This window comes from Rhizobium etli 8C-3 (genome assembly GCF_001908375.1).
Taxonomy (GTDB): domain Bacteria; phylum Pseudomonadota; class Alphaproteobacteria; order Rhizobiales; family Rhizobiaceae; genus Rhizobium; species Rhizobium etli_B.
Window position 1 is genome coordinate 1 of record NZ_CP017244.1, and the last position, 21,838, is coordinate 21,838.

Annotated in this window: 19 protein-coding genes, 2 pseudogenes and 1 riboswitch; of the genes and pseudogenes, 11 read left to right on the forward strand and 10 right to left on the reverse strand. The window is 58.8% G+C overall.

Annotated features, from left to right (window positions below; translation table 11 throughout):
- Positions 1 to 764: 764 nt before the first annotated feature.
- From AM571_RS24800 to AM571_RS24820, 5 genes are all read right to left on the reverse strand, one after another.
- Positions 765 to 1,529, reverse strand: a complete 765-nt coding sequence (locus AM571_RS24800) for an ABC transporter ATP-binding protein (protein ID WP_074063739.1) — start codon at positions 1,527 to 1,529, stop codon at positions 765 to 767.
- Complete coding sequence (locus AM571_RS24805; RefSeq protein WP_081377293.1) at positions 1,526 to 2,503, reverse strand: FecCD family ABC transporter permease; 978 nt, start codon at positions 2,501 to 2,503, stop codon at positions 1,526 to 1,528. Before AM571_RS24805 ends, AM571_RS24800 begins: the two co-directional genes overlap by 4 nt.
- 59 nt (positions 2,504 to 2,562) lie before the next feature.
- Positions 2,563 to 3,603: an ABC transporter substrate-binding protein gene (locus AM571_RS24810; protein ID WP_074063741.1), complete on the reverse strand. Its 1,041-nt coding sequence runs from the start codon at positions 3,601 to 3,603 to the stop codon at positions 2,563 to 2,565.
- Positions 3,604 to 3,856: 253 nt separating this feature from the next.
- Positions 3,857 to 4,091: riboswitch (cobalamin riboswitch) on the reverse strand.
- 39 nt (positions 4,092 to 4,130) lie between these two features.
- Positions 4,131 to 5,345, reverse strand: a complete 1,215-nt coding sequence (locus AM571_RS24815; RefSeq protein ID WP_155774535.1) for a metallochaperone AztD — start codon at positions 5,343 to 5,345, stop codon at positions 4,131 to 4,133.
- 337 nt (positions 5,346 to 5,682) lie between these two features.
- A complete protein-coding gene (locus AM571_RS24820) occupies positions 5,683 to 6,852 on the reverse strand; it encodes an ATP-binding protein (protein WP_074063743.1) in 1,170 nt (389 codons plus the stop codon).
- A gap of 277 nt (positions 6,853 to 7,129) precedes the next feature.
- Between AM571_RS24820 and AM571_RS24825 the strand changes: the two genes are divergently transcribed.
- Positions 7,130 to 7,618, forward strand: a complete 489-nt coding sequence (locus AM571_RS24825) for a metallophosphoesterase family protein (protein WP_074065555.1) — start codon at positions 7,130 to 7,132, stop codon at positions 7,616 to 7,618.
- A 233-nt stretch (positions 7,619 to 7,851) separates the two neighbouring features.
- On the opposite strand, the gene AM571_RS24830 is transcribed toward AM571_RS24825, so the two are convergent.
- Entirely contained in the window at positions 7,852 to 8,349 is a 498-nt protein-coding gene (locus AM571_RS24830) for a ferritin-like domain-containing protein (RefSeq protein WP_074063744.1), read from the reverse strand.
- A gap of 225 nt (positions 8,350 to 8,574) precedes the next feature.
- On the opposite strand from AM571_RS24830, the gene AM571_RS24835 reads away from it, so the two are divergent.
- The 3 genes from AM571_RS24835 to AM571_RS24845 all read left to right on the forward strand — a co-directional run bounded on the left by AM571_RS24835 (position 8,575) and on the right by AM571_RS24845 (position 9,925).
- A complete protein-coding gene (locus AM571_RS24835) occupies positions 8,575 to 8,805 on the forward strand; it encodes a DUF6894 family protein (protein WP_074063745.1) in 231 nt (76 codons plus the stop codon).
- A gap of 17 nt (positions 8,806 to 8,822) precedes the next feature.
- Complete coding sequence (locus tag AM571_RS24840) at positions 8,823 to 9,404, forward strand: cysteine hydrolase family protein (RefSeq protein WP_074065556.1); 582 nt, start codon at positions 8,823 to 8,825, stop codon at positions 9,402 to 9,404.
- A gap of 290 nt (positions 9,405 to 9,694) precedes the next feature.
- Positions 9,695 to 9,925, forward strand: a complete 231-nt coding sequence (locus tag AM571_RS24845) for a hypothetical protein (RefSeq protein WP_074063746.1) — start codon at positions 9,695 to 9,697, stop codon at positions 9,923 to 9,925.
- A gap of 19 nt (positions 9,926 to 9,944) precedes the next feature.
- On the opposite strand, the gene AM571_RS24850 is transcribed toward AM571_RS24845, so the two are convergent.
- Positions 9,945 to 10,883 (reverse strand): hydrogen peroxide-inducible genes activator, encoded by a 939-nt coding sequence (locus AM571_RS24850; RefSeq protein WP_074063747.1) that lies wholly within the window; start codon positions 10,881 to 10,883, stop codon positions 9,945 to 9,947.
- A gap of 232 nt (positions 10,884 to 11,115) precedes the next feature.
- On the opposite strand from AM571_RS24850, the gene katG reads away from it, so the two are divergent.
- Positions 11,116 to 13,317 carry a catalase/peroxidase HPI gene (gene katG, locus AM571_RS24855; protein WP_074063748.1) on the forward strand — a complete coding sequence of 734 codons (2,202 nt, stop codon included), beginning with the start codon at positions 11,116 to 11,118 and terminating at the stop codon, positions 13,315 to 13,317.
- Positions 13,318 to 13,453: 136 nt separating this feature from the next.
- Here katG and AM571_RS24860 read toward each other — a convergent pair whose 3' ends face one another.
- Positions 13,454 to 13,927, reverse strand: coding sequence for an EF-hand domain-containing protein (locus AM571_RS24860; RefSeq protein ID WP_074063749.1), 474 nt, complete (start codon positions 13,925 to 13,927; stop codon positions 13,454 to 13,456).
- A 227-nt stretch (positions 13,928 to 14,154) separates the two neighbouring features.
- On the opposite strand from AM571_RS24860, the gene AM571_RS24865 reads away from it, so the two are divergent.
- Complete coding sequence (locus tag AM571_RS24865; RefSeq protein WP_074063750.1) at positions 14,155 to 15,702, forward strand: PAS domain S-box protein; 1,548 nt, start codon at positions 14,155 to 14,157, stop codon at positions 15,700 to 15,702.
- A 256-nt stretch (positions 15,703 to 15,958) separates the two neighbouring features.
- On the opposite strand, the gene AM571_RS24870 is transcribed toward AM571_RS24865, so the two are convergent.
- Complete coding sequence (locus AM571_RS24870) at positions 15,959 to 16,411, reverse strand: pyridoxamine 5'-phosphate oxidase family protein (protein ID WP_237358633.1); 453 nt, start codon at positions 16,409 to 16,411, stop codon at positions 15,959 to 15,961.
- A gap of 352 nt (positions 16,412 to 16,763) precedes the next feature.
- On the opposite strand from AM571_RS24870, the pseudogene AM571_RS24875 reads away from it, so the two are divergent.
- Positions 16,764 to 17,222 (forward strand): annotated as a pseudogene (locus tag AM571_RS24875) (NUDIX domain-containing protein); the annotation flags it as partial.
- Between the two features lie 202 nt (positions 17,223 to 17,424).
- Here AM571_RS24875 and AM571_RS24880 read toward each other — a convergent pair.
- A complete protein-coding gene (locus tag AM571_RS24880; RefSeq protein WP_074063752.1) occupies positions 17,425 to 18,528 on the reverse strand; it encodes a saccharopine dehydrogenase family protein in 1,104 nt (367 codons plus the stop codon).
- Between the two features lie 137 nt (positions 18,529 to 18,665).
- Between AM571_RS24880 and AM571_RS24885 the strand changes: the two genes are divergently transcribed.
- From AM571_RS24885 to AM571_RS24900, 4 genes and pseudogenes are all read left to right on the forward strand, one after another.
- A complete protein-coding gene (locus AM571_RS24885) occupies positions 18,666 to 19,097 on the forward strand; it encodes an Lrp/AsnC family transcriptional regulator (RefSeq protein WP_074065557.1) in 432 nt (143 codons plus the stop codon).
- Between the two features lie 282 nt (positions 19,098 to 19,379).
- Entirely contained in the window at positions 19,380 to 20,504 is a 1,125-nt protein-coding gene (locus AM571_RS24890) for a S1C family serine protease (protein WP_074063753.1), read from the forward strand.
- A 232-nt stretch (positions 20,505 to 20,736) separates the two neighbouring features.
- Positions 20,737 to 21,210: an Hsp20 family protein gene (locus tag AM571_RS24895; protein ID WP_074063754.1), complete on the forward strand. Its 474-nt coding sequence runs from the start codon at positions 20,737 to 20,739 to the stop codon at positions 21,208 to 21,210.
- Positions 21,211 to 21,299: 89 nt separating this feature from the next.
- Positions 21,300 to 21,811 (forward strand): annotated as a pseudogene (locus AM571_RS24900) (Hsp20/alpha crystallin family protein).
- Positions 21,812 to 21,838 lie beyond the last annotated feature (27 nt).

Here is a 21,838-nt window from a genome sequence, read left to right on the forward strand (position 1 = left end):
GTTTACCGCAGTAAACTCGCACTTGACCGACCCCCAAACGACAGTCCCGCAACATTCATTGGCGCGATGCCGCATCCACCAGACTTCGCCTCTTCCTCATTTGCCGGCACGCCCAACGTTAAGGGTTGCGGTCCGTCCGAAGCGATCAAAGCCTCGTAGGCCATCCTGCCTGCCCGCACTGATGGGCGAGGCGCTGCAATCATATTTCAGGCCCAACCAAGCTGCTTCCTCGGGTCTGCAATAGGCGGAGTGTATCCGCTCCTCGACGCAGCATGAGCGCTTAACCGAGCCGGCGGCGCGACTTCAAACACCCTCGGGCGAAGCGATGGAATTGCGATAACATCGAAATTCGAGGGTCCGGCACCGATGGAAAAACTGGGGAGGCGCGTCATTCATTCGGGCACGAGAAATCAAGGGATTGCAAGGGCTGAAACGGGAGCCGCAGTGACCGAACGAAATGTCGTGATTGTTTCCGTTAGATGTTGAATAGTCTGTGATAACAGACTGTTAGAGATCGGCTAAACTTGATCCGATCTCCCGGAAATCATGCTGCTATGGTACCTAAACGAGGCCCTATGGTCAAGGAACGCATCACGTCAGGCGCCTCAGGTCGGCAGATGCGACATCGAACCAACCTTTCGGCAAAACCGGTGGCGCACACAGGTCGACGGCAGCCATTGAAGCGGACATTGCTCCAGACAGGCAGGAGAGAATGCTGCCTGCCCCGCGCCATCACCCCATCCCTTGCGTCGACGCGTCCGTCGTCAACGGGTGAGATACTGGATGTAATGCCTGCCGTGAACCGTCGACTTTTCGATATGAGCCCGGACCCCAAATACATCCCGAACAAGCTCTTCGGTCAAAACCGCTTCGGGGGTCCCCGCAGCAACCACGCGGCCGTTACAAAGCACGGCCAGGCTGTCACAGAACATTGCCGCCAGATTGAGATCATGCAATGCGATGACGCAGGTGACCGGAAGCGTCGTGACGAGAACCAGCAGCTCCAGCTGATGCTGGATGTCGAGATGATTGGTTGGTTCATCAAGCAGCAATTCGGTCGGCGTCTGCGCAAGCGCGCGAGCAATGTGCGTGCGCTGGCGCTCTCCGCCTGACAGCGTGCGCCATAGCTGCAAGGCCTTGGCCGTCATGCCGACCTGTTCCAGTGCCGCATCGACCGCGTCTTCGTCTGTCTTGTCCCACGGGGAGAGAGCGCCTCGATGCGGCGTTCGCCCGAGGCGCACGACATCCTTGACCGAAAGGTCCGCATCGGTTGTCGCTTGCTGCTCGACCAGTGCGATACGCTGGGCAATCTCGCGACGCGCCATGGTGCTGATATCGCTCTCGCCCAGTCTGATGACCCCGCTCTTGACTTGCCGCAGCCGGCAGATGAGACGCAGAAGGCTCGATTTGCCAGAGCCATTGGGTCCGAGCAGACCCAGTGTCTTGCCCGGCGCAACATCAAGGCTGACGCCATCGACGATTACTGTACCGCCAGCGCACCAGGCGACATTGCGCATCGATATGCTCATAGAGGCCTCCTTGCCTTGTAGAGGATGACAGCGAAGACGGGAGCGCCGAAAAGTGCCGTTACCACGCCAACTGGAAGCACCTGCTGCGGGATGATCGTGCGCGAGACGATATCGGCAAGTACCATGAAGATCGCCCCGATCAACGCAGTTGCCGGCAGTAACCGCTCGTGAGCCGGACCGACCAGAAAGCGCGCCGCGTGCGGAATGACAAGACCAACGAAGCCGATCGAACCGACGATGCTGACGACGGCAGCGGTCATCACGGCCGTCAGTCCAAGAAGGGTAAGACGCACCCGCTTTACCGGTACGCCGAGCGCTGCGGCAGAGTCCGTACCGAAGGCAAAGGCATCCAGCACACGTGCGTGAAGCATGCAGATAACAAAGCCGCCGGCGGCAATGGGGGTGACGAGCAAGACATCCGTCCAGCGCACGCCGCTGAGGCTCCCGAGCAACCAGAACATGATCCCCCTTGCCTGCTCGGCATTGGCCGAGGTCGTGACGATGTAGGACGTCAGTGCGTTGAAGAGCTGCGAACCGGCAACGCCTGCCAGGATGATGCGATCGGCGCCGCCGCCTGCGCCGGCGGCCAGAAGCGAGACGAGACCGAAGGCTGCCACCGCACCGAAAAAAGCTCCGGTGGAAAGGGTCAGAACGCCGGACCCGATGCCGAAGATCATGATGGCGACCGCGCCGGTCGAAGCGCCCGCCGAAATCCCAAGTACATAAGGTTCGGCAAGCGGATTGCGAAGCAGGGCCTGCAGTATGGCGCCCGTCATTGCAAGAGCCGCGCCGGAACCTGCTGAGACCAGGGCGCGGCTCAGCCGATAGTCCCAGATGATACCCTCATGGATCGGCTTGATCGCGAAGGAGGTGCCGAACATTCGGTTGGCAACAGCTTCTGCAATCGTCCGCAGCGGTATGGCGATTTCGCCGATCGACAGGGCAAGGCCTATCGCCAATGTCAGTGCAGTCATTGAAAGCAGGGACAAGACGGCAAAGCCGCCCCATCCGTTGCGCGGCCCGGCGTCCTTGCTCACTTCGCCAGTCCAAACTGCCTTATGGCTGCTGCAAGCGTTTCGATGCCGTCGACAAGGCGGATCGATGGGCTCATTGCCTGCGAGTCCATGACGACCACGTGTTTGTCTTCCACAGCGCTGATCCTGCTTGCCACAGGATCGGTGTTCAGAAACCTAAGCTTGATGGCCGGATCGTCGGCAGCGTAGCGGCGACGGTCCATCCCGGCGATGACGATGATTGCAGGATTAAGACCGGCGACCGTTTCCCAGCCGACCAACGGCCATTCCTCGTTCGTGGCAATCACGTTCTTTGCCCCAAGGGCCTGCATGATATAGGCGGGCGCGCCGTTGCGGCCGGCCATGAAGGCCTCCCCGTCGATTTCCTTGCTGGAGAACCAGAATACGACCGGAATATCCGTCACCCTTGCCCCGGCAACCGATGCAATCGCCTTATCCTCACGTTCCTTCAGCCTTGCGACCAATGCCTCGCCGCGGTCTTGAACGTCAAAGATCGCGGCAAGTTCGGAAATCATCTGATAGATGACTTCGGTCTTCAGCATTTCCTTGCGGACACCATCACCACCCGTCGTATTGTCCTTGGCGGCGCAATCGGCCGGCGCGACATAGGTGTTGATGCCAAGCTTCGAAAACTGATCGTAGGTTCCAACCGAGCCGTTCGAGCCGACATGCCACTCGAATTCGGCGGCAACCAGGTCGGGGCCAGTTGCCACCACCGCCTCGAAGCTCGGATCATTGTCGGCGAGCCGCTTGATTTTGCTGTTTTCCGCATCGAATTGTTTGAGCACTGGGCTGAACCAGACAGCCGTGCCCGTGACACGATCCGAAAGGCCGAGCGACAGCAGGATTTCGGTCATCGCCTGGCCGATCGATACGACCTTGTCCGGCGCCCTATCGAAGGTGACGGATCGGCCGCAATTGGCAATTGTCAGGGGGTAGCTGGTCGGAGCGGCAAAAGCGGCTGCAGAAATCGAAGAGGTTGCCCACGCCGCGAAGGCAAGGCGCAGAATGAACCGCCGAAGTTTTGGATCGGATGACATGGAAACACTCGTAGGGAATTGAGGATACGTCGGCACGGCGGCCTGAACGCTCCGATGTTGATGGGAAATGCTTGAGATGGTCACCGGCCATACGGGCGTGCGAGCCGACCGGCACGACAGGCTCTTGACCGGCAGCGGCTATGGTTTATTGAAAAGAGCGATCCGTTCCGTCTCACGCGGAAGGGGCCCGCGCCGATCAGGGGCGTCAAAAGGAATCATCTCGTCTCCTGTTCCGGGCAACCCCGCCCGTTCAATTGGATCTCTCTTTGACGGCAGGTCTCCTGGCTCGCAGATATGCGCCGAACCATCTGCCTTCCCGTGAGAACCAGCTCACAGTGGCATGGCGCTTGGCGCCACGAGGATGATCGGCAATCCGCTTACAGTTGCGGGGGCAGCCACGGTCTTGGTCCCTTTTGGGTCGTCCGCACCGTGTTCCCTATTAATCCCCTCGGCGTCTACTTCGGGGAACCGTCGCGCTCAGTTATGCCGAGCGCAACCGCCACGTCAAGCCGTAGATCCAAGCAGGATCAATGCACGGCGCCTGATCCCCCGACGGCGACGATGCTGAAAGGCAATCCCTCGACCGGGATGGTCCGAATCTCTTTCATGGTCTCAATATCGATCACCCGCACAACGCTATGGCGAGGATCGGTGATTGCAATCTGATCGCCCGCAACTGCGAGCCGCGGGCGCGGATCGCGCCAGTGACCATCCTTGCTGTAAGGCTCGGTGACGCGGGTCGACATCGTGATTTGACCGCTTAGAACGTCGACAAGATGCAGGTGCCCGTCCTCGGTCAGTACATAGGCATTCTTGACCCGCGCAGGATCGAGCGCGAAATCGATACGCCGGGTCGGCAGGTCGACCAAGCGATACGGCTCGGTGTTGTCTGGGTCGATCAGGGCAATCTTGTCCTCGCCGTAGTTGCCCAGGAAAAATTGCATCGCCTTACCGCCGAGCAAGGCCGTCACTTTTCCCTTCGGCAGCTTGTCGCCATATTCCAGCATTTCAAGTTGCACGGTCTCATCCTTGCCAGGCCGCGCTATCAGGACGCCTTCCTCGCAACCGAAGGCAACGAGCTTTGCCGAGAAGGCTTCTCCGTGCAGCGCCGTGCAGGGTGTGATGCCTCCGACCTGTCTTCCGTTCGCGCCGAGAACACGTAGGCCCAGGCGCGGCGGCAGTTCATCCGGTTTGGTTTGCGCGTCGGTATCGGGAACCGAGACCAGCATGTTGCGCCCCATGGGCACGGCGACACCATGGTGAGGTGCCGTCGCGTCGATGAGCGTTTCGGATGCTGCGCCTTCCAGCAGATCTTCTTCAGAAACGAGCTTGGCTTTGCCTTCCCGATCGTAGAACAATACCACGTCGTCGCCATGCATGACGGCGTGGACCGGCCGCTTCCCGTCGAGTGCGGTCTGCAGCAGCAAAGGTGCGGATGTTTCCAGATCGCGATGCTCGCCGTGGTCGGAAATCGTCAAGCCGGTTTTGATCACCTGGACGGCATTGGCCTCTGATTGGACGGCGAAAACGGTCTGGCCGGAATGACTGGCGGCCAGCGCCGCATAACCCTTTAACCCAAACTCGCCGATCTGTTCACCGGTCTTGGCGTCGAATGCACGAGCCATGGGTGCCGTGTGGTCGGCGATGAACAGGCGCCATGTCTGCTGTTCCTCTTCAGCGGAGGCCGGGTTCACCAAGAGGCTTGCAGCAAAGGCGCCGGCGATCGTCAATCTGGGTAACACAGGAAATCCCTTCTCTGATATGTAATAACATTACAATCTCTAGCGAAGTTCGAGAAACATGTCCACTCGTCGACGACAAAGATATCCGCCTTTGTATGATCGACCTGATCGACCTGAACGACCTGGGAGGTCGGAGGCGCTAATCACCCCAGGAACCGCCGGTTCTCCTTCACGATCTCATTTTCGCCGCGTCGCTTGGGCTTCAGAGAGAGGCGTTCAATTGCCGATCATACCTGCGCCGCTGAACGAGCAAGACAAAACAACGTATTGAAACGATCGACAGGTTCGCCAGACGTGTCGATGAAATCCTGAAATAGCGACAGGATCCACGCCAATATCATTTGCGACCGCCTGCGAGTTGTTCGCCAAGCTGGCGCAAAGGGAGCGCCTCGATATCATTGCCAAGAGGATACGCTTCGCTGCCTGGGTACACCACGATGCGGCGATCCGGCTCCAGATCGAGGCAGGCGTGGTGGAAACCCCGCTCTAGCTTTGGCGTGAGGCTTCTCTTGATCTCGATCGCCCAGCGGCGTTCACCGGGCAAGGTGACAACAAGGTCGATCTCGGCGCCGGCCGAGGTGCGATAGAAATTGGCGTGGGCACCCTCTGGCATAACTGCATGAAGGGTTTCGATCACGAAGCCTTCCCAACTCGCTCCGGCCACGGGGTGGCCGAGGACATCATCAAGCGTGGTCAAACCAAGCAGACTGTGGAGCAGGCCGGAATCGCGAACATAAACGCGCGGCGATTTCACCAGGCGCTTGCCGGCATTGCTGTGCCAGGGCTCGAGCCGACGCACCAAAAGCAGATCGACCATGAGGTCGAGATAAGAAGCGACTGTCTTGCCGTCGACCCCGATTGCGCGGGCGAAGTCCGCCGCATTGAGGAGGCCTGATTGGTGATGAGCGAGCATCGTCCAGAAGCGGCGTAGCGTTTCGGCTGGGATCCTCGGACCCAGAAGAGGGATGTCACGCTCGAGATAGGTCCGGATGAAATCGATGCGCCAGCGTTGGCTGACGGTGTCGTTCGCCGCCAGAAGGCTGTCGGGGAAGCCTCCTCTAACCCAAAGCTTGTTAAGTTCGCCGGCTCCGACCTCGAGGCCGTCTATGGGTGCGAGTTCCAGATAGGCGATCCGACCGGCCAGGCTCTCGCCAGACTGTTTCAGGAGAGCCATGGAGGCCGAGCCAAGCAACAGGAAGCGGCCGCTGCGCAGTCCCATCCGTCGCCCCCGGTCGATCAGGCCGCGAAGGTTCTGGAACAGCTCCGGGACGCGATGGACCTCGTCGAGGATAACGAGTTTGTCCTCGTGTTCGGCAAGATAGAGTTCCGGCTCGGCGAGTTTGGCACGATCCGATTCGGATTCGAGATCGAGATAGATGGACGGCCGTTGCTCGCCGACCTCCAATGCGAGGGTGGTTTTTCCTACCTGTCGGGGCCCGAGCAAGGCAACCGCTGGATTGTTATCGAGGAGCTCGACGAGCTCTGCTGTCTTCCGTCTTGGTATCATCATCCTCGCAATTATGGAGCTACGATCCACAATTGCAAGGTTAATTAGGCTGGAGCCTTGCAAATCCAGAAGATCTTGATAACTGCGCCCCTTGCGTGCCGATATTGCCCGTCGCTGGATGGCGCTCACGCCTCGATTGGCACGACTGGGCTTGATTGACGAAAATTGGATCAAGACGAACCTGGTCCCCTTTACGCTTTGCCCGTAAGGCAAGCGTGTGCGCGGCTTTTTTGCTGAGCACTTTGACTCTGGCCGCCGCCGCTCCATTGTTCCGTTCATGATCTACTTTACGAGTGACACCCATTTCGCCGATCCACGTGTGCTGCGGATCGACCGCAGGCCGTTCCCCGATATGGCAGAGCACGACGTCGCGCTGATCAGGAACTGGAATGCCATCGTCGGAAAGGACGACGACATCTGGCATCTCGGCGACTTCATGTCGGCGAAAGGCGGCGACTGCGATCAGCTTCTTTCGATGCTGAATGGCCGCAAGCACTTGATTATTGGCAACTGTGATCCCGAGACGACGACGAAGGCCGAGAACTGGACGAGCGTTCAGCATTATGCCGAGCTCGTTACAGACGAGCATCTTCTCGTGCTATGTCATTTTCCGTTCCGGACCTGGCACAAGATGGGCAAGAACTCGATCAACCTTCATGGGCATTCGCATGGTCGGCTGAAGCCGATACCCCGGCAATATGATGTCGGCGTTGATGCGCGGGCTCTTCGACCGGTCACACTTGCGCAGCTGCTGTCTTTGCCGTGACAACGTGCGGTCTCGATCATGGCTTCGATGGCGACTGACAATCCCGAGGCGCTGCGTTCCCCATCGCTGTTGCGACCGCGTGACAGGGATTGCGTCTGGACAGAACAAATGGTCTTGGCGAACAAATGTCCCGCCCGGACCCGGTCGAATGAAAGAGCAACCTTCAGCGCCGACGCGGGCCATGCTGGAAGGCCGCGAACATGGCGGCCCTCCAAGCAATCAGAAATAATGACTCATGCAGCCTTCGTTGCCTTCACATTTGCCGAGGTTTGCGCAAGCTGGGTGAGCTTCTTGTCGGTTGCTTCCTCTTCGGCGAGACTTGCCTGAAGTAGAGGGACCGCGTCCTTCAGACCCAGCTGCTTGGCCCAGACGATCAGCGTGCCGTAGCGGGCGATCTCGTAGTGTTCGACGGCCTGCGCCGCAGAGATCAATCCTGCGTCCAGTGCGGGTGAGCCCTTGAATTCTTCCATGATCTCTTCGCCTTCGGCTATGATGCCCTGGATCGCCTCGCAGGTCTTGCCGCGAGCGGGCTTGCCGGCGATCTCGAACACTTGCACGAGCCGCTCGATCTGGCCTTCGGTTTCGTCACGGTGTTTCAGGAAACCCGCCTTGCCTTCCTCCGATTGCGCCGCGCGCGCCATCTTCGGCAAGGCTTTGAGGATTTGCTTTTCGGCGTAGTAGATGTCCTTCAGCGTTTCGACGAACAGGTCGTTTAGCGTCTTTGCAGCCATTCTGCTCTCCTATGGTTGGTAGCTAAGTGACGAACCTGAACGCGACGCAGCGCGGGTTGTTCCGATCAATGGCGACAAGCCCGTTGCCACCGGCATGCCCAACTCCAAAACCTCCGCCAGATGACGAAAAGCCGGTTTTCTTCGCAATAAATGTCCAAGTGCATCACGTTTCACACGGAACCAGTGCTCCCGGAGAGTGTTTCCCTGACAACGAGGAGAGCTCAGATGAAATATTTTTACAGGGTCGTCGGCGCGAAAGGGGAATTGGCAGAGACGAGCTGCGAGTTCGACGGAGTGCAGGCTGCAAAGGCCGAAGCCCGCCACGCACTTACCGAGACTGCCGCCGGCGGATTGCCCGAAACCCCCGTCCACATGTTGTCGGTCGAGCTGTTCGACGAAAACCGCCTGCCAATCACTGAGCTTCGATTGATCCTTGAGGAAATCAGCAAGGAGTGACGCCGCTGAGCGAGCATATGCACAGTCTTGGCGAATGGCGTCACTTGTGCGTGGACATGCAGAGCCTGTTCTTCGAAGCGACGCCATGGCACGTCGAATGGATGAAACGCACCTTGCCGCTGGTCGAGGAGGTCGCAGGCACTCATGCCGAGCGGACGGTCTTTACCCGATTTATTCCACCCGAAAACGCAGCCGACATGCCAGGCACCTGGCAACGCTATTATGAGAAATGGTGGATGATGACGCGCAAGCAGCTGCCGGCGGGTCTGATAGAACTTGTCCCTTCGCTTGCCCGCCTTGTGCCGCCTGCTCGGGTCTTCGACAAGGCCACTTACTCACCCTGGATCTGTGGCCGGCTCCATGCGACGCTTGCCGAAGAGGGTGTGTCGACCCTCGTCATCAGCGGTGGCGAGACGGACGTCTGCGTATTGGCTGCGGTTCTGGGTGCAATCGATCTCGGCTACCGGGTCATTTTATTGACGGACGCTGTCTGCAGCGGTGCAGATGAATCGCATGAGGCATCATTGGAACTGCTGGGGGAGCGATTTTCAGTGCAGCTTGAGCTGACGGAAACCGATCGATTTCTGCAGTGCATCTAGTCGAGGCTCCTCGCGCCCGGGCCGTCCCCTGGGCCGTCCATGGAACACGCAAAGGCTGACGTCGATGCCATGGCTTCTCGCCAGAGGGTTTCGTCGTTCTTTCGCAAATCAGTTTCGGGACAATGCATTGTTATGCTGGCGCACCTTCCTCGACGGTGAAAGCTTAGGGTAGACCCGGCTCTTTCGCCTGGTCGGTCGTTCCGGCGCCGTCAGTTTTCTTCCCGCCCTTGGGTCGTTTCGCGAAGTTGTGCGTTAACCATCCTAGAAACTGAGCCTGCCAGGAGAGAATCATGACCAAGACCTTTGAGCTGTCCAACTTGTCCGATGAGGAACTCACCTCCCTCATCGATGAGGCAACAACCCTGCGAGACACCAGACGTGCCAGCCGTCAAGGTGAGCGTGAAGAAGGTTCGGATGGGTCGATCGGGCAGGATGTGAGGGCCCCGGGTCATGGCGTTATCCCCACGCCCACGCCGCGGGAAGTCAAGGATGAAGGTCAGGCGCATGGCGTACCCAAGTAATGGCGCCGGGACCAGCCAGTTATTGGGCGCCACCCACGTCCACGATGCTCGAATTGTATTGCTTGCGCATCGCATCGGCTGACTGTCGAACGATTTCAGAAACCTTCAGGAACTGTTGGGCCAGAGGACTGGTCTTGCGCCAGATCATGCCAATCGTTCGCGAGGGTTGAACGCTCTCAAAGTGAGCGACAGAGACTGACGCCGAGCGCGTCTCTACTCCCACTGCCATTTCGGGGATCAAAGTGACGCCAATGCCGGCGCTGACCATTTGGACCAGCGTCGACAAGGAGCTGCCGTCCAGAAGCTCTCGCGGAAGCGCAGAATGCAAGTTGCAGAATGACAAAGCCTGGTCACGAAAACAGTGTCCCTCTTCCAGTAAAAGCAGCCTCATTTCACGCAGGGCCTCGCGGTTTGGGACAGGCTTGCCTTCATCCTCGCTTGGACGGACCAGAACGAAATTCTCCGAAAACAACGCAACCTCGGTCAATGAAGGTTCAGATACCGGCAACGCGACAATTGCAGTGTCGAGCCTGCCTTCCGCCAATTCATGAACCAGTTTGGAGGTCAACGTCTCGCGCACATGGATCTCAAGCCCGTCATTTATGCGGGTGAGGTTGCCGATGATTGCAGGCAGCAGGTAGGGCGCGACCGTCGGGATCACACCTATGCGCAGCCGCCCCACCAGCTGGTCCTGCGACGCGCGTGCAAGGTCTGCCAGTTCATCGACAGAACGCAGGATGTCGCGCACGCGAAGGCCAAAGGCCTCCCCGAAGTTGGTCAGCCGGACTTGACGCGCGCCTCTTTCGAAGAGCTCCGTGCCCAGCGTTTCTTCCAGTTCCTTGATCTGCATGGACAAGGCGGGCTGGGAAATCGAACAGACATCTGCCGCGCGTCCGAAATGGCCCTGGCGGGCCAGCGCCTCGAAATAGCGCAGCTGCTTGAGTGTCAAATTGGTCATAATCTTACCTTATCGCTGCGATCAGAAAATCCAACTTAAATTAATGAAGCAGCTTGGATATAGTGCCCCAAGCAGAGAGGAGATGCAGCCGCTGTCCAACCCGGTTTGTAATCGACGGCGGTCTGCAGCGTGTTGATGTCCAATATCCGCAACGCCTGATGCCGTAAGCTCTTTTCCTGCATGCCGTCTTCCGCTGGGTCACCCAGTACAAGTAATCGCAAGGGATAAAAACATGGATTCAAAAGTCGAGACCGCGGGCAAGTGTCCGGTTGCCCACACACATACGGCCCATGGCGGACGGTCGAACCGGGACTGGTGGCCGAACCAGTTGAATCTCAAGATTCTTCACCAGAATTCTTCGCTGTCCGACCCTATGGGCAAAGGCTTCAACTATGCCGAGGAGTTCAAGAAGCTCGATCTGGAAGCCCTGAAAAAGGATCTCTTCGCGCTGATGACCGATTCGCAGGACTGGTGGCCGGCGGACTTCGGTCACTACGGACCGCTTTTCATACGCATGGCATGGCACAGCGCGGGCACTTACCGTACCGGTGACGGGCGCGGTGGCGCAGGCGCCGGTCAGCAGCGTTTTGCACCGCTCAACAGCTGGCCGGACAATGTCAATCTCGACAAGGCGCGCCGGCTGCTCTGGCCGATCAAGCAGAAATACGGCAACAAGATCTCCTGGGCCGACCTGATGATCCTCACGGGCAACGTTGCGCTGGAATCGATGGGCTTCAAGACGTTTGGCTTTGCCGGCGGCCGCCCGGATGTATGGGAGCCCGAGGAGGACGTCTACTGGGGCGCCGAGGACACCTGGCTTGCCGACAAGCGCTACTCTGGCGAACGAGACCTCGAGAACCCTCTCGCCGCCGTGCAAATGGGACTCATCTACGTCAATCCGGAAGGACCAAACGGCAATCCCGATCCACTTGCCGCTGCCAGGGACATTCGCGAGACCTTCGCGCGCATGGCCATGAATGACGAGGAAACCGTTGCACTCATTGCAGGCGGACATACCTTCGGCAAGACACATGGCGCAGGCGATGCCTCACATGTCGGCGCAGAGCCCGAGGCGGCGGGTATTGAGGAGCAGGGCCTCGGCTGGACAAGCAGCTTTGGAACCGGCAAGGGCGGTGACACCATCGGCAGCGGCCTGGAAGTCATCTGGACCACGACACCGACGAAGTGGAGCAACAACTTCTTCTGGAACCTGTTCGGCTACGAATGGGAACTGACGAAAAGCCCGGCCGGTGCCCATCAGTGGACCCCGAAGCACGGTGCCGGTGCCGCCACCGTACCGGACGCGCACGACAAGTCCAAGCGTCACGCGCCGTCCATGCTGACGACGGACCTTGCCTTGCGCTTCGACCCTGCCTACGAAAAGATTTCGAGGCGCTTCTTCGAAAATCCGGATCAGTTCGCCGATGCATTTGCCCGTGCGTGGTTCAAGCTGACCCACCGCGACATGGGCCCACGGGCACGCTATCTCGGCCCGGAGGTTCCGGCAGAAGAGCTGATCTGGCAGGATCCGGTTCCCGCCGTTGATCACGTCCTGATCGATGCGCAGGATGTCGCCGATCTCAAGGACAAGATCCTCGCATCCGGACTGCCCATCTCCCAGCTGGTCTCGACCGCCTGGGCTTCGGCATCGACCTTCCGCGGCTCCGACAAGCGCGGCGGCGCGAATGGCGCGCGCATCCGTCTTGCGCCTCAAAAGGACTGGGAGGTCAATCAGCCGGTCCAGCTGGCAACGGTGCTCGAGACACTTGAAGGTATCCAGAAGGCGTTCAACGACGCCCAGCCTGGCGGCAAGAAGGTATCGCTTGCAGATCTCATCGTGCTCGGGGGCGCAGCGGCAGTCGAGAAGGCGGCGGCCAACGGCGGGCATCACATTGAGGTTCCCTTTGCGCCCGGCCGCACCGACGCGACGCAGGAGCAGACCGATGTGGCCTCTTTTGCCGTTCTCGAACCGATCGCCGATGGGTTCCGCAACTACCAGAAGGGCGAGTATTCCATTTCGCCCGAGGAGTTGCTGATCGACAAGGCGCAACTGTTGACGCTGACGGCGCCGGAAATGACGGTCCTCGTTGGCGGACTGCGGGTGTTGAACGCCAATGCGGGACAGTCCCAGAATGGCGTCTTCACGAAGCGCCCTGAAGCGCTCACCAACGACTTCTTCATCAACCTGCTCGACATGGGCACGGTTTGGAAGGCGGCGCCAGGATCGAAGTATGCGTTCGAGGGACGCGACCGCAACACGGATGAGCTGAAATGGACCGCTACCCGCATCGATCTCGTCTTCGGCTCGAACTCCCAGCTTAGGGCGCTTGCCGAAGTTTACGGTCAGAGCGACGCGCAGGAAAAGTTCGTGCGCGACTTCGTGGCGGCCTGGACCAAGGTGATGAACGCCGATCGCTTCGATCTCGTCGCCTGACGTGATACGCTGCCGGGCGCGGCTGAAGTCAGCCCGCGCCCGGCACTCAACATGCAATTGCCTCCATGCAAATCTGCGCGCCCTCGCACCGACACGGACCGGGACCTGACGCGCACTTTACGGTCGCAGCCGACCGTTATGCCCGCATGAACGCCTGCATCTCCTCAGGCGTGACCTTGCCGTCCTTGTTTGCATCGACCTTGTCGAAGATCCGCTTGTGGATCGCGCTTACCTCCTCGAAGGAAAGTGCGCCATCTCCATCGGCGTCAGCGATGGCGAACATGATCTTCATCATATGGCCACGCATTGGACCCATCGGCATTCCACCCATCATGCCGGACGGCATCATGTCCCGGCCCATCATCCCGCCAGGCATCGTCCCTGGTCCTGTCGGCTGGATCGTCTCGTCCTGAGACGTCCCGTTGGCCGCTTCGGGTTGGTGCGGATCTTGCGTCTGTGCGGAAGCGATGCCACCTTCGATGGCAGCAAAAGCGGTCAGCAGGGCGACCATGGTCGACAATTTGAACAGTGACATCGGATGTCTCCTCCGTTGAAGTTGCCCCCAACCAGTGGAGGCTGGTTCGAGAAATACGGCAGAGACCGGGGTCACGCATTGCGTTGCGTCAAATATCCGGCTGCGTCGTCTCCTGCCCCCCGCCAAGACATTGCAACCTGCCCGGCTACGCTCAGGGGTGAGCAATGGCCAAAGCTGCTGGTCCTCCTCATCATCGGAAAATCCTCCACATCCCGGCTTTGTCGTGAAGCTGTTAATTATTGTGTCGATCAACTGGGGAAGTTAAGCTCGGCTGCATTTTTGGAAATTCAGATAGGACCCGAATGGCAGACGATCTTGAACCGTCACTGGCTGGGCAGGCATCGAAGCTTCGGGCAATTTTGCAGTCAGCGCTTGACGCAATTATCACGATTGACAGCCGTGGCGTCATAACCACCGTCAACCCTGCAGCCGAAAAGCTGTTCGGCTATGAGCAGTCCGCCTTCCTCGGCCGGAATGTCAACTTTCTGATGCCGGAGCCTTATCATCGGGAGCACGATGGGTATATCAACAACTATCTCGCGACCGGACGCCGTAAAATCATCGGGATAGGCCGCGAAGTGACCGGACGTCGCCGCGACGGCAGCACGTTTCCAATGCATCTGGCTGTCAGTGAATTCCAAATCGACGGTGAACGCCATTTTACCGGTATCATTCACGACCTGTCGGCACACAAGGCCACCGAGCGAGCCTTGCGCCAAGCCCAGAAGATGGAGGCCATGGGGCAGCTGACCGGCGGCATCGCCCACGACTTCAACAATCTCTTGACGGTGATCGTCGGCAATCTGGAGATGCTCGAGGCGCGACTGACGACGACAGGCCAGCGCGAACTGGCACAGGAGGCTCTGGACGCCGCCGAACTGGGGGCGCGCCTGACATCTCGACTTCTGGCATTTGCCCGACGCAGTCATCTCGAACCGGAGGTCGTCAATCTCAACAACTTTGTTCTGGGCCTCTCGGAAATGCTGCATCGCACGCTTGGCGAGACAATCTCGCTCAGCACGAGTCTTGCCGCCGACCTATGGCCCGCAAGAGTGGACCCATCGCAAGTGGAAAGCGCCATCGTCAATCTCGCAGTCAATGCAAGAGATGCCATGCCCAATGGCGGACGGCTGGTGGTCGAGACTCAAAATACTCGTATCGACGAGCACTTCGCGCTTCACCTTGAGGGTCTCGAACCTGGTGATTATGTCCGGCTGTCTGTCTCCGATACAGGCATCGGCATGCCTCGAACCGTGCAGGAACGAGCCTTCGAGCCGTTTTTTACGACCAAGGAAACCGGCCGCGGCACCGGTCTTGGTCTCTCGATGATCTACGGTTTTGCCAAGCAATCGGGTGGCCACGCCAGCATCTATAGTGAGGAAGGCAAGGGAACGACGGTCAATATCTATCTGCGGAGGCACGTGACGGCGGACGCGGCAGTTGAAGCAAATCCTCCCGATGCGGCTGCCGTGTCTGGCAATGGCGAATGCATTCTTGCCGTTGAGGACGATGACCGCGTTCGCCGCCTCACGGTTGCCCGTCTGAAGCAGCTCGGCTACCGCGTGCTCGAAGCGCAGAACGGGGCGGAAGCGCTTGCAATACTGGCATCCGATCCCGACATCGACCTGTTGTTTACGGATCTGGTGATGCCCGGCTCGATAGGCGGCTACCAACTTTGTCAGGAAGCAAAAAAACTCTATCCCGGACTGAAGGCATTGCTCACTTCAGGCTACGCAGAAGAACTGGTCCAGTCCGATCGGCTGGGCGGAGAGAACTTGAAGGTACTGCGCAAGCCCTACCGCCAGACAGAGCTTGCCAAGGCAATTGGCGACGCATTGAAAGGCCAATGATGCGAAACTTAACTTAAGTGCCTCAACCTGTCATGCTGCTAACCGCTCGTGAGCACCCCTGCGCTTTTGGCATACGTCTTGTCGGGCGTTCTGCTGCGTGCTTGATTTGCCGCGCGATCGCCATTCTCTGAGATCGTGCCGAATGGGCGACTGGGCTTGCAGGCGGTGACGGCGAAATACGATCATGGTGCCATGCGCGCGGTGGAATTGAGCCAGTCCCATCCGAAGGCCTGGGAAAGTCGAGATGTCACTGCTGCTACAGCGGCCGGGCGGACCGGCCGGTGAGCGTATGAATGTCGATCGCATAGTAGATCGGGCTGATTTCAGCTTCCGAGCGCATCTCCTCCGGCTTCAGGGCGCCGATTTCCCACCAGTCGTTATGCTTTTGCAGAAGTGACCATGCATGCATTCGCTTAGCGCGCCAGGGCTCGATGTCGGGCAGCTCCTGGAACTTCCCCGTGGCGATGACGCAGGTCCAACCCTTGTCCGCGCCCTGTTCCTCAGCTTCAACGCAGACGTTTGGATTGTCCCGCATCCATTCGATCTTTCTGCCCGCCAACGAGAAGCTGTAAATGGTATTCGCTTCGTAGGCGAAATAGATCGGGACAATGTAGGGACTGGCCTCCCTGCAGCATCCGAGCCGACCGAAATGTGCCCGCTGCAGCAGCTCAACGCATTGCTTGTTGCTCATTTCATGAATTTCAAACACGCAAACACCTCCCTGTGCTCTAAAATAGCGTTCCGCGCCCGGATTGGTAGCAAGCATAGCTGCAAGGAGGGTCATCCGGCTCGATGTCGGTTATGTGCTCGCCTTTGCAACCCTCTGCATCCTTCGGAAATTTGATCGTCAGGACGCCATTGTCGGCATGCGGTGTTCCGAGCGATATTTTCTTACTCCTCTGCAGGCAGCTGCAATGGTTGCCTGGTGACAGGAGCATAGGACGATGGCGGAGTGAAACTATGATATTCGTCAAACTGCAACGGTGGTGTTTCAACCTCCGCGCAGTCGGATCCTGTAGAGCAGGGGATACTCGCTCCTGCCTCCCAAGGAAGCTCTTGTCATGCCGAAACGTAGCGCAGGCCTTTTGATATTCCGGCAGACTGCCGGATATCTGGAAGTGTTTCTGGTCCATCCGGGTGGGCCGTTCTGGGCGCGGAAGGACGATGGCGCCTGGTCGATCCCGAAGGGCCTCATGGAGCAAGGTGAGGATCCGCTGGAGGCGGCGAAACGGGAAGTGTTCGAGGAGGTGGGGTCCAAAATCGAGGGCAACTTCACCTGGCTCGGCGAATACCGGCAGCCCGGAGGCAAAACCGTGCTGGTATGGTCAATAGAAGCCGATGTCGACGCCGACGCAGTTGTCAGCAACACATTCCAGATCGAATGGCCTCCGAGGTCAGGGAAAATGAGAGCCTTTCCGGAGGTCGATCGGGCTGGATGGTTCCGCCTCGACGAAGCCCAACAAAAGATCCTGAAAGGTCAGCAACAGGTGCTTTTCGATTTTGTAAAGCGCCTGAAACCCCAGCCCTGTGGTCTCTCACGAGCCAGCAGAAACATGGTGTCCTTGCGCCCGACCATCTGGCGAAATCGCAAGCCATCCCAATTCGCACGCCTTTCGCCATCCGTGGGGCGAAGCGAACGGCCGGCGTCGATTTTCCTTCTCGTCTTCGCCGCCGGACGCAGCCTTTAATTGGCACAGCTCATCACTGCATCCTGTGCCACGCTCAGACAGCTTCCTTCACCTTGATTGCGTCGCGATTGTAGACCCGCCCGAAACGGTTGTTCAGGAAAGCCGCAAGATCGATTTCCTCCTGGCGGACGAAGCCGTTGCCGGGCAACTTGTCATGCGACAGTAGGTCGAGAACGGTGGCAATGCCGGCTGCGGTGGTGATCTGGATGGCACTCATCTTCTTGTCCCCAACAGTCCCAGCATAGACCTTGTTGGCATAAGTCTCCTGCATGTAGCGGCCTTCGCGCCAGCCGCAGACAGTGACGAAAATAACCACGACGTCTTGCATCGTGGCCGGAAGCGCGTTCTCAAACAGATCCTTCAGTACATCACGCCGGTTCTTCAGATTGAGGTCATTGAGCAATGCCTTGATGATCGCCTGATGGCCGGGATATCGAATCGTGCGGTAGTTCATCGTGCGCACCTTGCCTTCCAGCGTCTTGGCAAGGGTTCCCAAACCTCCCGAGGTGTTGAAGGCTTCATAGGTTACGCCGTCGAGCGAAAACTCTTCCCGCTCCTCAAGAGCCGGCACGCTCACCAATTTTCCTTCGACGATCGCCTCGCAAGGCTCGATATATTCATTGATCAGCCCATCCGTACTCCAAGTCAGATTGTAGTTCAGCGCGTTGGACGGATATTGCGGAAGCGCGCCAACCCGCATGCGGACACTGTCCAGACTGTCGAAGCGCTTTGCCAGATCGTTGGCGACGATCGAGATGAAGCCGGGCGCCAATCCGCATTGTGGGATGAAAGCCGTCCGCGCGCCTTTGGCCAACGCCTCCACCTTTTTGGTGGTTGCCACGTCCTCCGTCAGGTCGAGATAATGCACGCCGGCTTCGAGGGCAGCCTCAGCCACCAATCCCGTAAGATCAAAGGGTGCAGCGGAAAGAACGGCAAATTTTCCCGTCAGAACAGTGACAAGACTTTCGCGGTCCAAAACGTCGAGGACGACCGTGGAGATCCCGAGGTGACGATCGATCTTTGAAAACTGCGTTTCGCTACGGTCAGCGACCAAAACAGAATAGTCACCTGTTGCCGCAAGCATTGCGGCGACCGCGCCACCTATCTTGCCTGCTCCGATGATCACGATTTCCTTCATAGATGCCCCCAGGTCGTTTGCCTCGATGAACGCAGTGGATGTCAAAGCAAGGTCGAATCATAGCTATGAAATGCGCGTTTCGCTGTATAATGTTATGCAAAATGACGACGCGGATAAGCAATATACAGGTGGGGACGATGCAGATTACCGGTAAGGATCGCGACCTGCTGGCTTTGCTGGCGGAAAATGCCCGCCTGCCGGTGGCGACGCTTGCCAAGCGGCTGTCGCTATCTCGGACGACGGTCCAAGCACGGCTTGAGCGACTCGAGCGGCAAGGTGTGATTGCCGGCTATGGCTTGCGCTTGTCGGAGCGCTATACGGCCGGCCTGGTCCGGGCGCATGTCCTGATCACCATCGCTCCTAAAGCGCTTTCGCAGGTCGCCTCGTCTCTCGATAAGATCCAGGAGGTGACGACGCTTCATTCAGTAAGTGGTTCTTTCGACCTGATCGCTATCATTACAGCGCCATCGATCGCCGAACTCGATCAGTTGATCGACCAGATCGGGACAATTGACGGCGTTGAACGCACCCTCTCCTCCATAATACTCTCGACCCGCATTCAACGATAAAATGCCGAAGCGTCCCTTCACTCGACCTCTTCGCAAATGTCGAACCGGCTCCAGGTCATTCACACCTCTTCTCGGCCAAGTGCATCGCAGCCGCAGTCATCTTCAGGCTTTGATCAATGAGTCGTTAGCCCCAGGTGAGCAATCGGCAGCGTCCATGGACGAACCGCCGCCGAATTTTGCAAGGGCTGGCCGGTCGATAAACTTTCGCCGTGCCCACGGAACCCTTCATGCTCCTGCTGCTTGGAGAGGGAACTTCGATGTTTAAGATCAAGGGTGACCTCTATGCGTGACTACTTAAGATCGACTCCCGCCCTTTTGATCGCGCTCGTGGTCGGTTTTCTGACCGCCATGGCCGTCCAGTACGGCGGACGATTGACCGAAAAGGTTTTCGGCGTCGACATCGAGCCGCGGCCGGTTCTCGCGCGCGGCTCGCTGGGCGAAGAAGAACAGGCGACCATCTCCCTCTTTGAGTCGCGCAAGAGTTCAGTGGTCTTCATCACAACCCTGCAGGAGCAAACGAATCCCTGGACCGGCGACCCGATGCAGGTCCGAAGCGGCACCGGATCTGGCTTCGTCTGGGACGAGAAAGGCCATATCGTGACGAACAATCACGTCGTTGCCGGCGCGGGCGGCGCGCTCGTCAATGTTGCCGATGGGCGATCGTTTCAGGCCAGACTGGTTGGCACTGATCCAGAGCACGACTTGGCGGTGCTTCGCATCGAGACATTGATTGGCCGTCCGCCTGCGCTTGCCCTGGGCACCAGCCACGACCTGAAGGTAGGGCAGAAAGTCTTTGCCATCGGCAATCCGTTCGGTCTGGACTGGACGCTGACCACAGGCATTGTCTCCGCCCTGAACCGACAGCTGCCAACCGAGGACGGGGCTACGATCACCGGTCTCATCCAGACGGATGCAGCGATCAACCCGGGAAATTCGGGCGGACCGCTGTTGGACTCGGCGGGCCGGCTGATCGGAGTCAACACAGCTATCTTCTCACCGTCCGGCGCCTCGGCCGGCATTGGTTTCGCCGTGCCGGTGGACACCGTCAATCGCGTCGTGCCGCAGCTCATCTCGAAAGGCCGATACACCCCGCCGACGATCGGCGTCATCGTCGACGAGGAGGTCAACAAGGCTCTATCACAAACCTTCGGTATCGAAGGCGTGTTTGTTCTGGACGTGGAACGCGACTCGCCTGCCGAACAGGCGGGAATTCGTCCTGCCCGGTTGAGCCGGAGCCAAGGCTTCATCGCCGGCGATATCATTATATCGCTTAACACGGTGCGCGTCCGCACGCCGGCCGAGTATGTCGCGCTTCTCGATGAAGTCGCACCCGGAGGAGCCGTCACGCTCGGGTTGCGGCGAGGCTCATCCGAGACGCAGGTGACGATTTCCGCCTCCGACAACTAGGAGAGCCCGGCTGGCAAGCAGCCAGTCCAAACCGGATTGACCCCTTATCGAATTGTGGTCTTGTTGGCGGCGACAAAATTCGTGGCTGCGGATTTGCCACCTCTTGAAACCGCAAATAACTGAATTAAATCAGGAATGTCGGTCGCCCGGTCGGGGGCCGACATAAGTCCAGGAGACGCCTGTCGCTCTTGGCGTCTCCTTGTATCCATGTTGCTTCAAGGAGGATATGGCTATGAGGACAAACCTCGATTTCTCACCCCTGTTCCGGTCGAGCATCGGCTTCGACCGAATGTTGAATGCGCTCGAGGCAGCACGCCGCATCGAGACCATGGACAACTGGCCGCCCTACGACATCGTCAAGACCGGTGAGGACGATTACCGCATTGTCATGGCGGTGGCCGGCCTCTCGCAGGACGAACTGACGATCACGCAGGAGCAGAACATGCTCTTCATCGCCGGTCAGAAGTCGGACGGCGAAGATGAGCAATACCTGCATCGCGGAATAGCCGGAAGCTTCCAGCGTCGCTTTGAGCTTGCCGACCATGTCAAGGTCACCGGAGCAAGTCTGACTGATGGTCTGTTGACGGTGGATTTGAAACGGGAGGTTCCCGAAGAGATGAAGCCGCGGCGCATCGAGATTGCGGGAGACATGGCTCTTCCCAAGACCGAAACGAAGCAGATCGAAGCCGAGAAGGCTGCCGCCTGATACGCACCCGCAGCAATGCCGCAAGAGGCGCCGGGCCAGTGTGCCCGGCGCGACGATGGAACTTTGCCAGAGAACGAAAGGAGAGAACGATGAGTGTCCGTGATCTGATCCTCTGGGCCCGCAATAGCAGTGAGCAGGCTCCCGCCCATTTCCGCGACGGCGACCGAGATCCCTTCCTGTCGCTGCACCGCGAGGTCAACCGGCTGTTCGACGACGTCTTCTCCGCGGTTTCGGATCCGGTTTGCCTTCCTTCAGCAGGGCGTCCGAGTTCGGCGGTGGATGGCCGAGCGTCGAGATTTCCGACGATGAAAGGCAAATCAAGGTGACGGCCGAAATCCCTGGCCTGGAAGAGAAGGACATTGAACTGCTGCTCAATGATGGTGTGCTCACCCTTCGTGGCGAGAAGCATTCGGAGACGGAGGACAAGAACCGCAGGTTCTCCGAGCGCTATTACGGCCGCTTCGAGCGCCGCATCCCGCTCGATGTCGAGGTGGAGGAAGACACCGTCGATGCACGCTTCAAAAACGAAGTACTGACCGTCAGCTTGCCCAAGAGCGAGAAGTCGAAGTCGCAAATCAAGCGTATTGCCATCAAGAGCTGATCACAGCCGAGCGGCGGCGGCCCAGTC

Bases quoted from the DNA above. Each gene is read 5' to 3' on its own strand.
- katG (WP_074063748.1), top strand. From the start codon at position 11,116: ATGGATTCAAAAGTCGAGACCGCGGGCAAGTGTCCGGTTGCCCACACA.
- AM571_RS24890 (WP_074063753.1), top strand. From the start codon at position 19,380: ATGCGTGACTACTTAAGATCGACTCCCGCCCTTTTGATCGCGCTCGTG.
- AM571_RS24880 (WP_074063752.1), bottom strand. From the start codon at position 18,528: ATGAAGGAAATCGTGATCATCGGAGCAGGCAAGATAGGTGGCGCGGTC.
- AM571_RS24840 (WP_074065556.1), top strand. From the start codon at position 8,823: ATGCACAGTCTTGGCGAATGGCGTCACTTGTGCGTGGACATGCAGAGC.
- AM571_RS24885 (WP_074065557.1), top strand. From the start codon at position 18,666: ATGCAGATTACCGGTAAGGATCGCGACCTGCTGGCTTTGCTGGCGGAA.
- AM571_RS24825 (WP_074065555.1), top strand. From the start codon at position 7,130: ATGATCTACTTTACGAGTGACACCCATTTCGCCGATCCACGTGTGCTG.
- AM571_RS24850 (WP_074063747.1), bottom strand. From the start codon at position 10,883: ATGACCAATTTGACACTCAAGCAGCTGCGCTATTTCGAGGCGCTGGCC.
- AM571_RS24830 (WP_074063744.1), bottom strand. From the start codon at position 8,349: ATGGCTGCAAAGACGCTAAACGACCTGTTCGTCGAAACGCTGAAGGAC.
- AM571_RS24820 (WP_074063743.1), bottom strand. From the start codon at position 6,852: ATGATACCAAGACGGAAGACAGCAGAGCTCGTCGAGCTCCTCGATAAC.
- AM571_RS24865 (WP_074063750.1), top strand. From the start codon at position 14,155: ATGGCAGACGATCTTGAACCGTCACTGGCTGGGCAGGCATCGAAGCTT.
- AM571_RS24845 (WP_074063746.1), top strand. From the start codon at position 9,695: ATGACCAAGACCTTTGAGCTGTCCAACTTGTCCGATGAGGAACTCACC.
- AM571_RS24810 (WP_074063741.1), bottom strand. From the start codon at position 3,603: ATGTCATCCGATCCAAAACTTCGGCGGTTCATTCTGCGCCTTGCCTTC.
- AM571_RS24895 (WP_074063754.1), top strand. From the start codon at position 20,737: ATGAGGACAAACCTCGATTTCTCACCCCTGTTCCGGTCGAGCATCGGC.
- AM571_RS24805 (WP_081377293.1), bottom strand. From the start codon at position 2,503: ATGACTGCACTGACATTGGCGATAGGCCTTGCCCTGTCGATCGGCGAA.
- AM571_RS24835 (WP_074063745.1), top strand. From the start codon at position 8,575: ATGAAATATTTTTACAGGGTCGTCGGCGCGAAAGGGGAATTGGCAGAG.
- AM571_RS24800 (WP_074063739.1), bottom strand. From the start codon at position 1,529: ATGAGCATATCGATGCGCAATGTCGCCTGGTGCGCTGGCGGTACAGTA.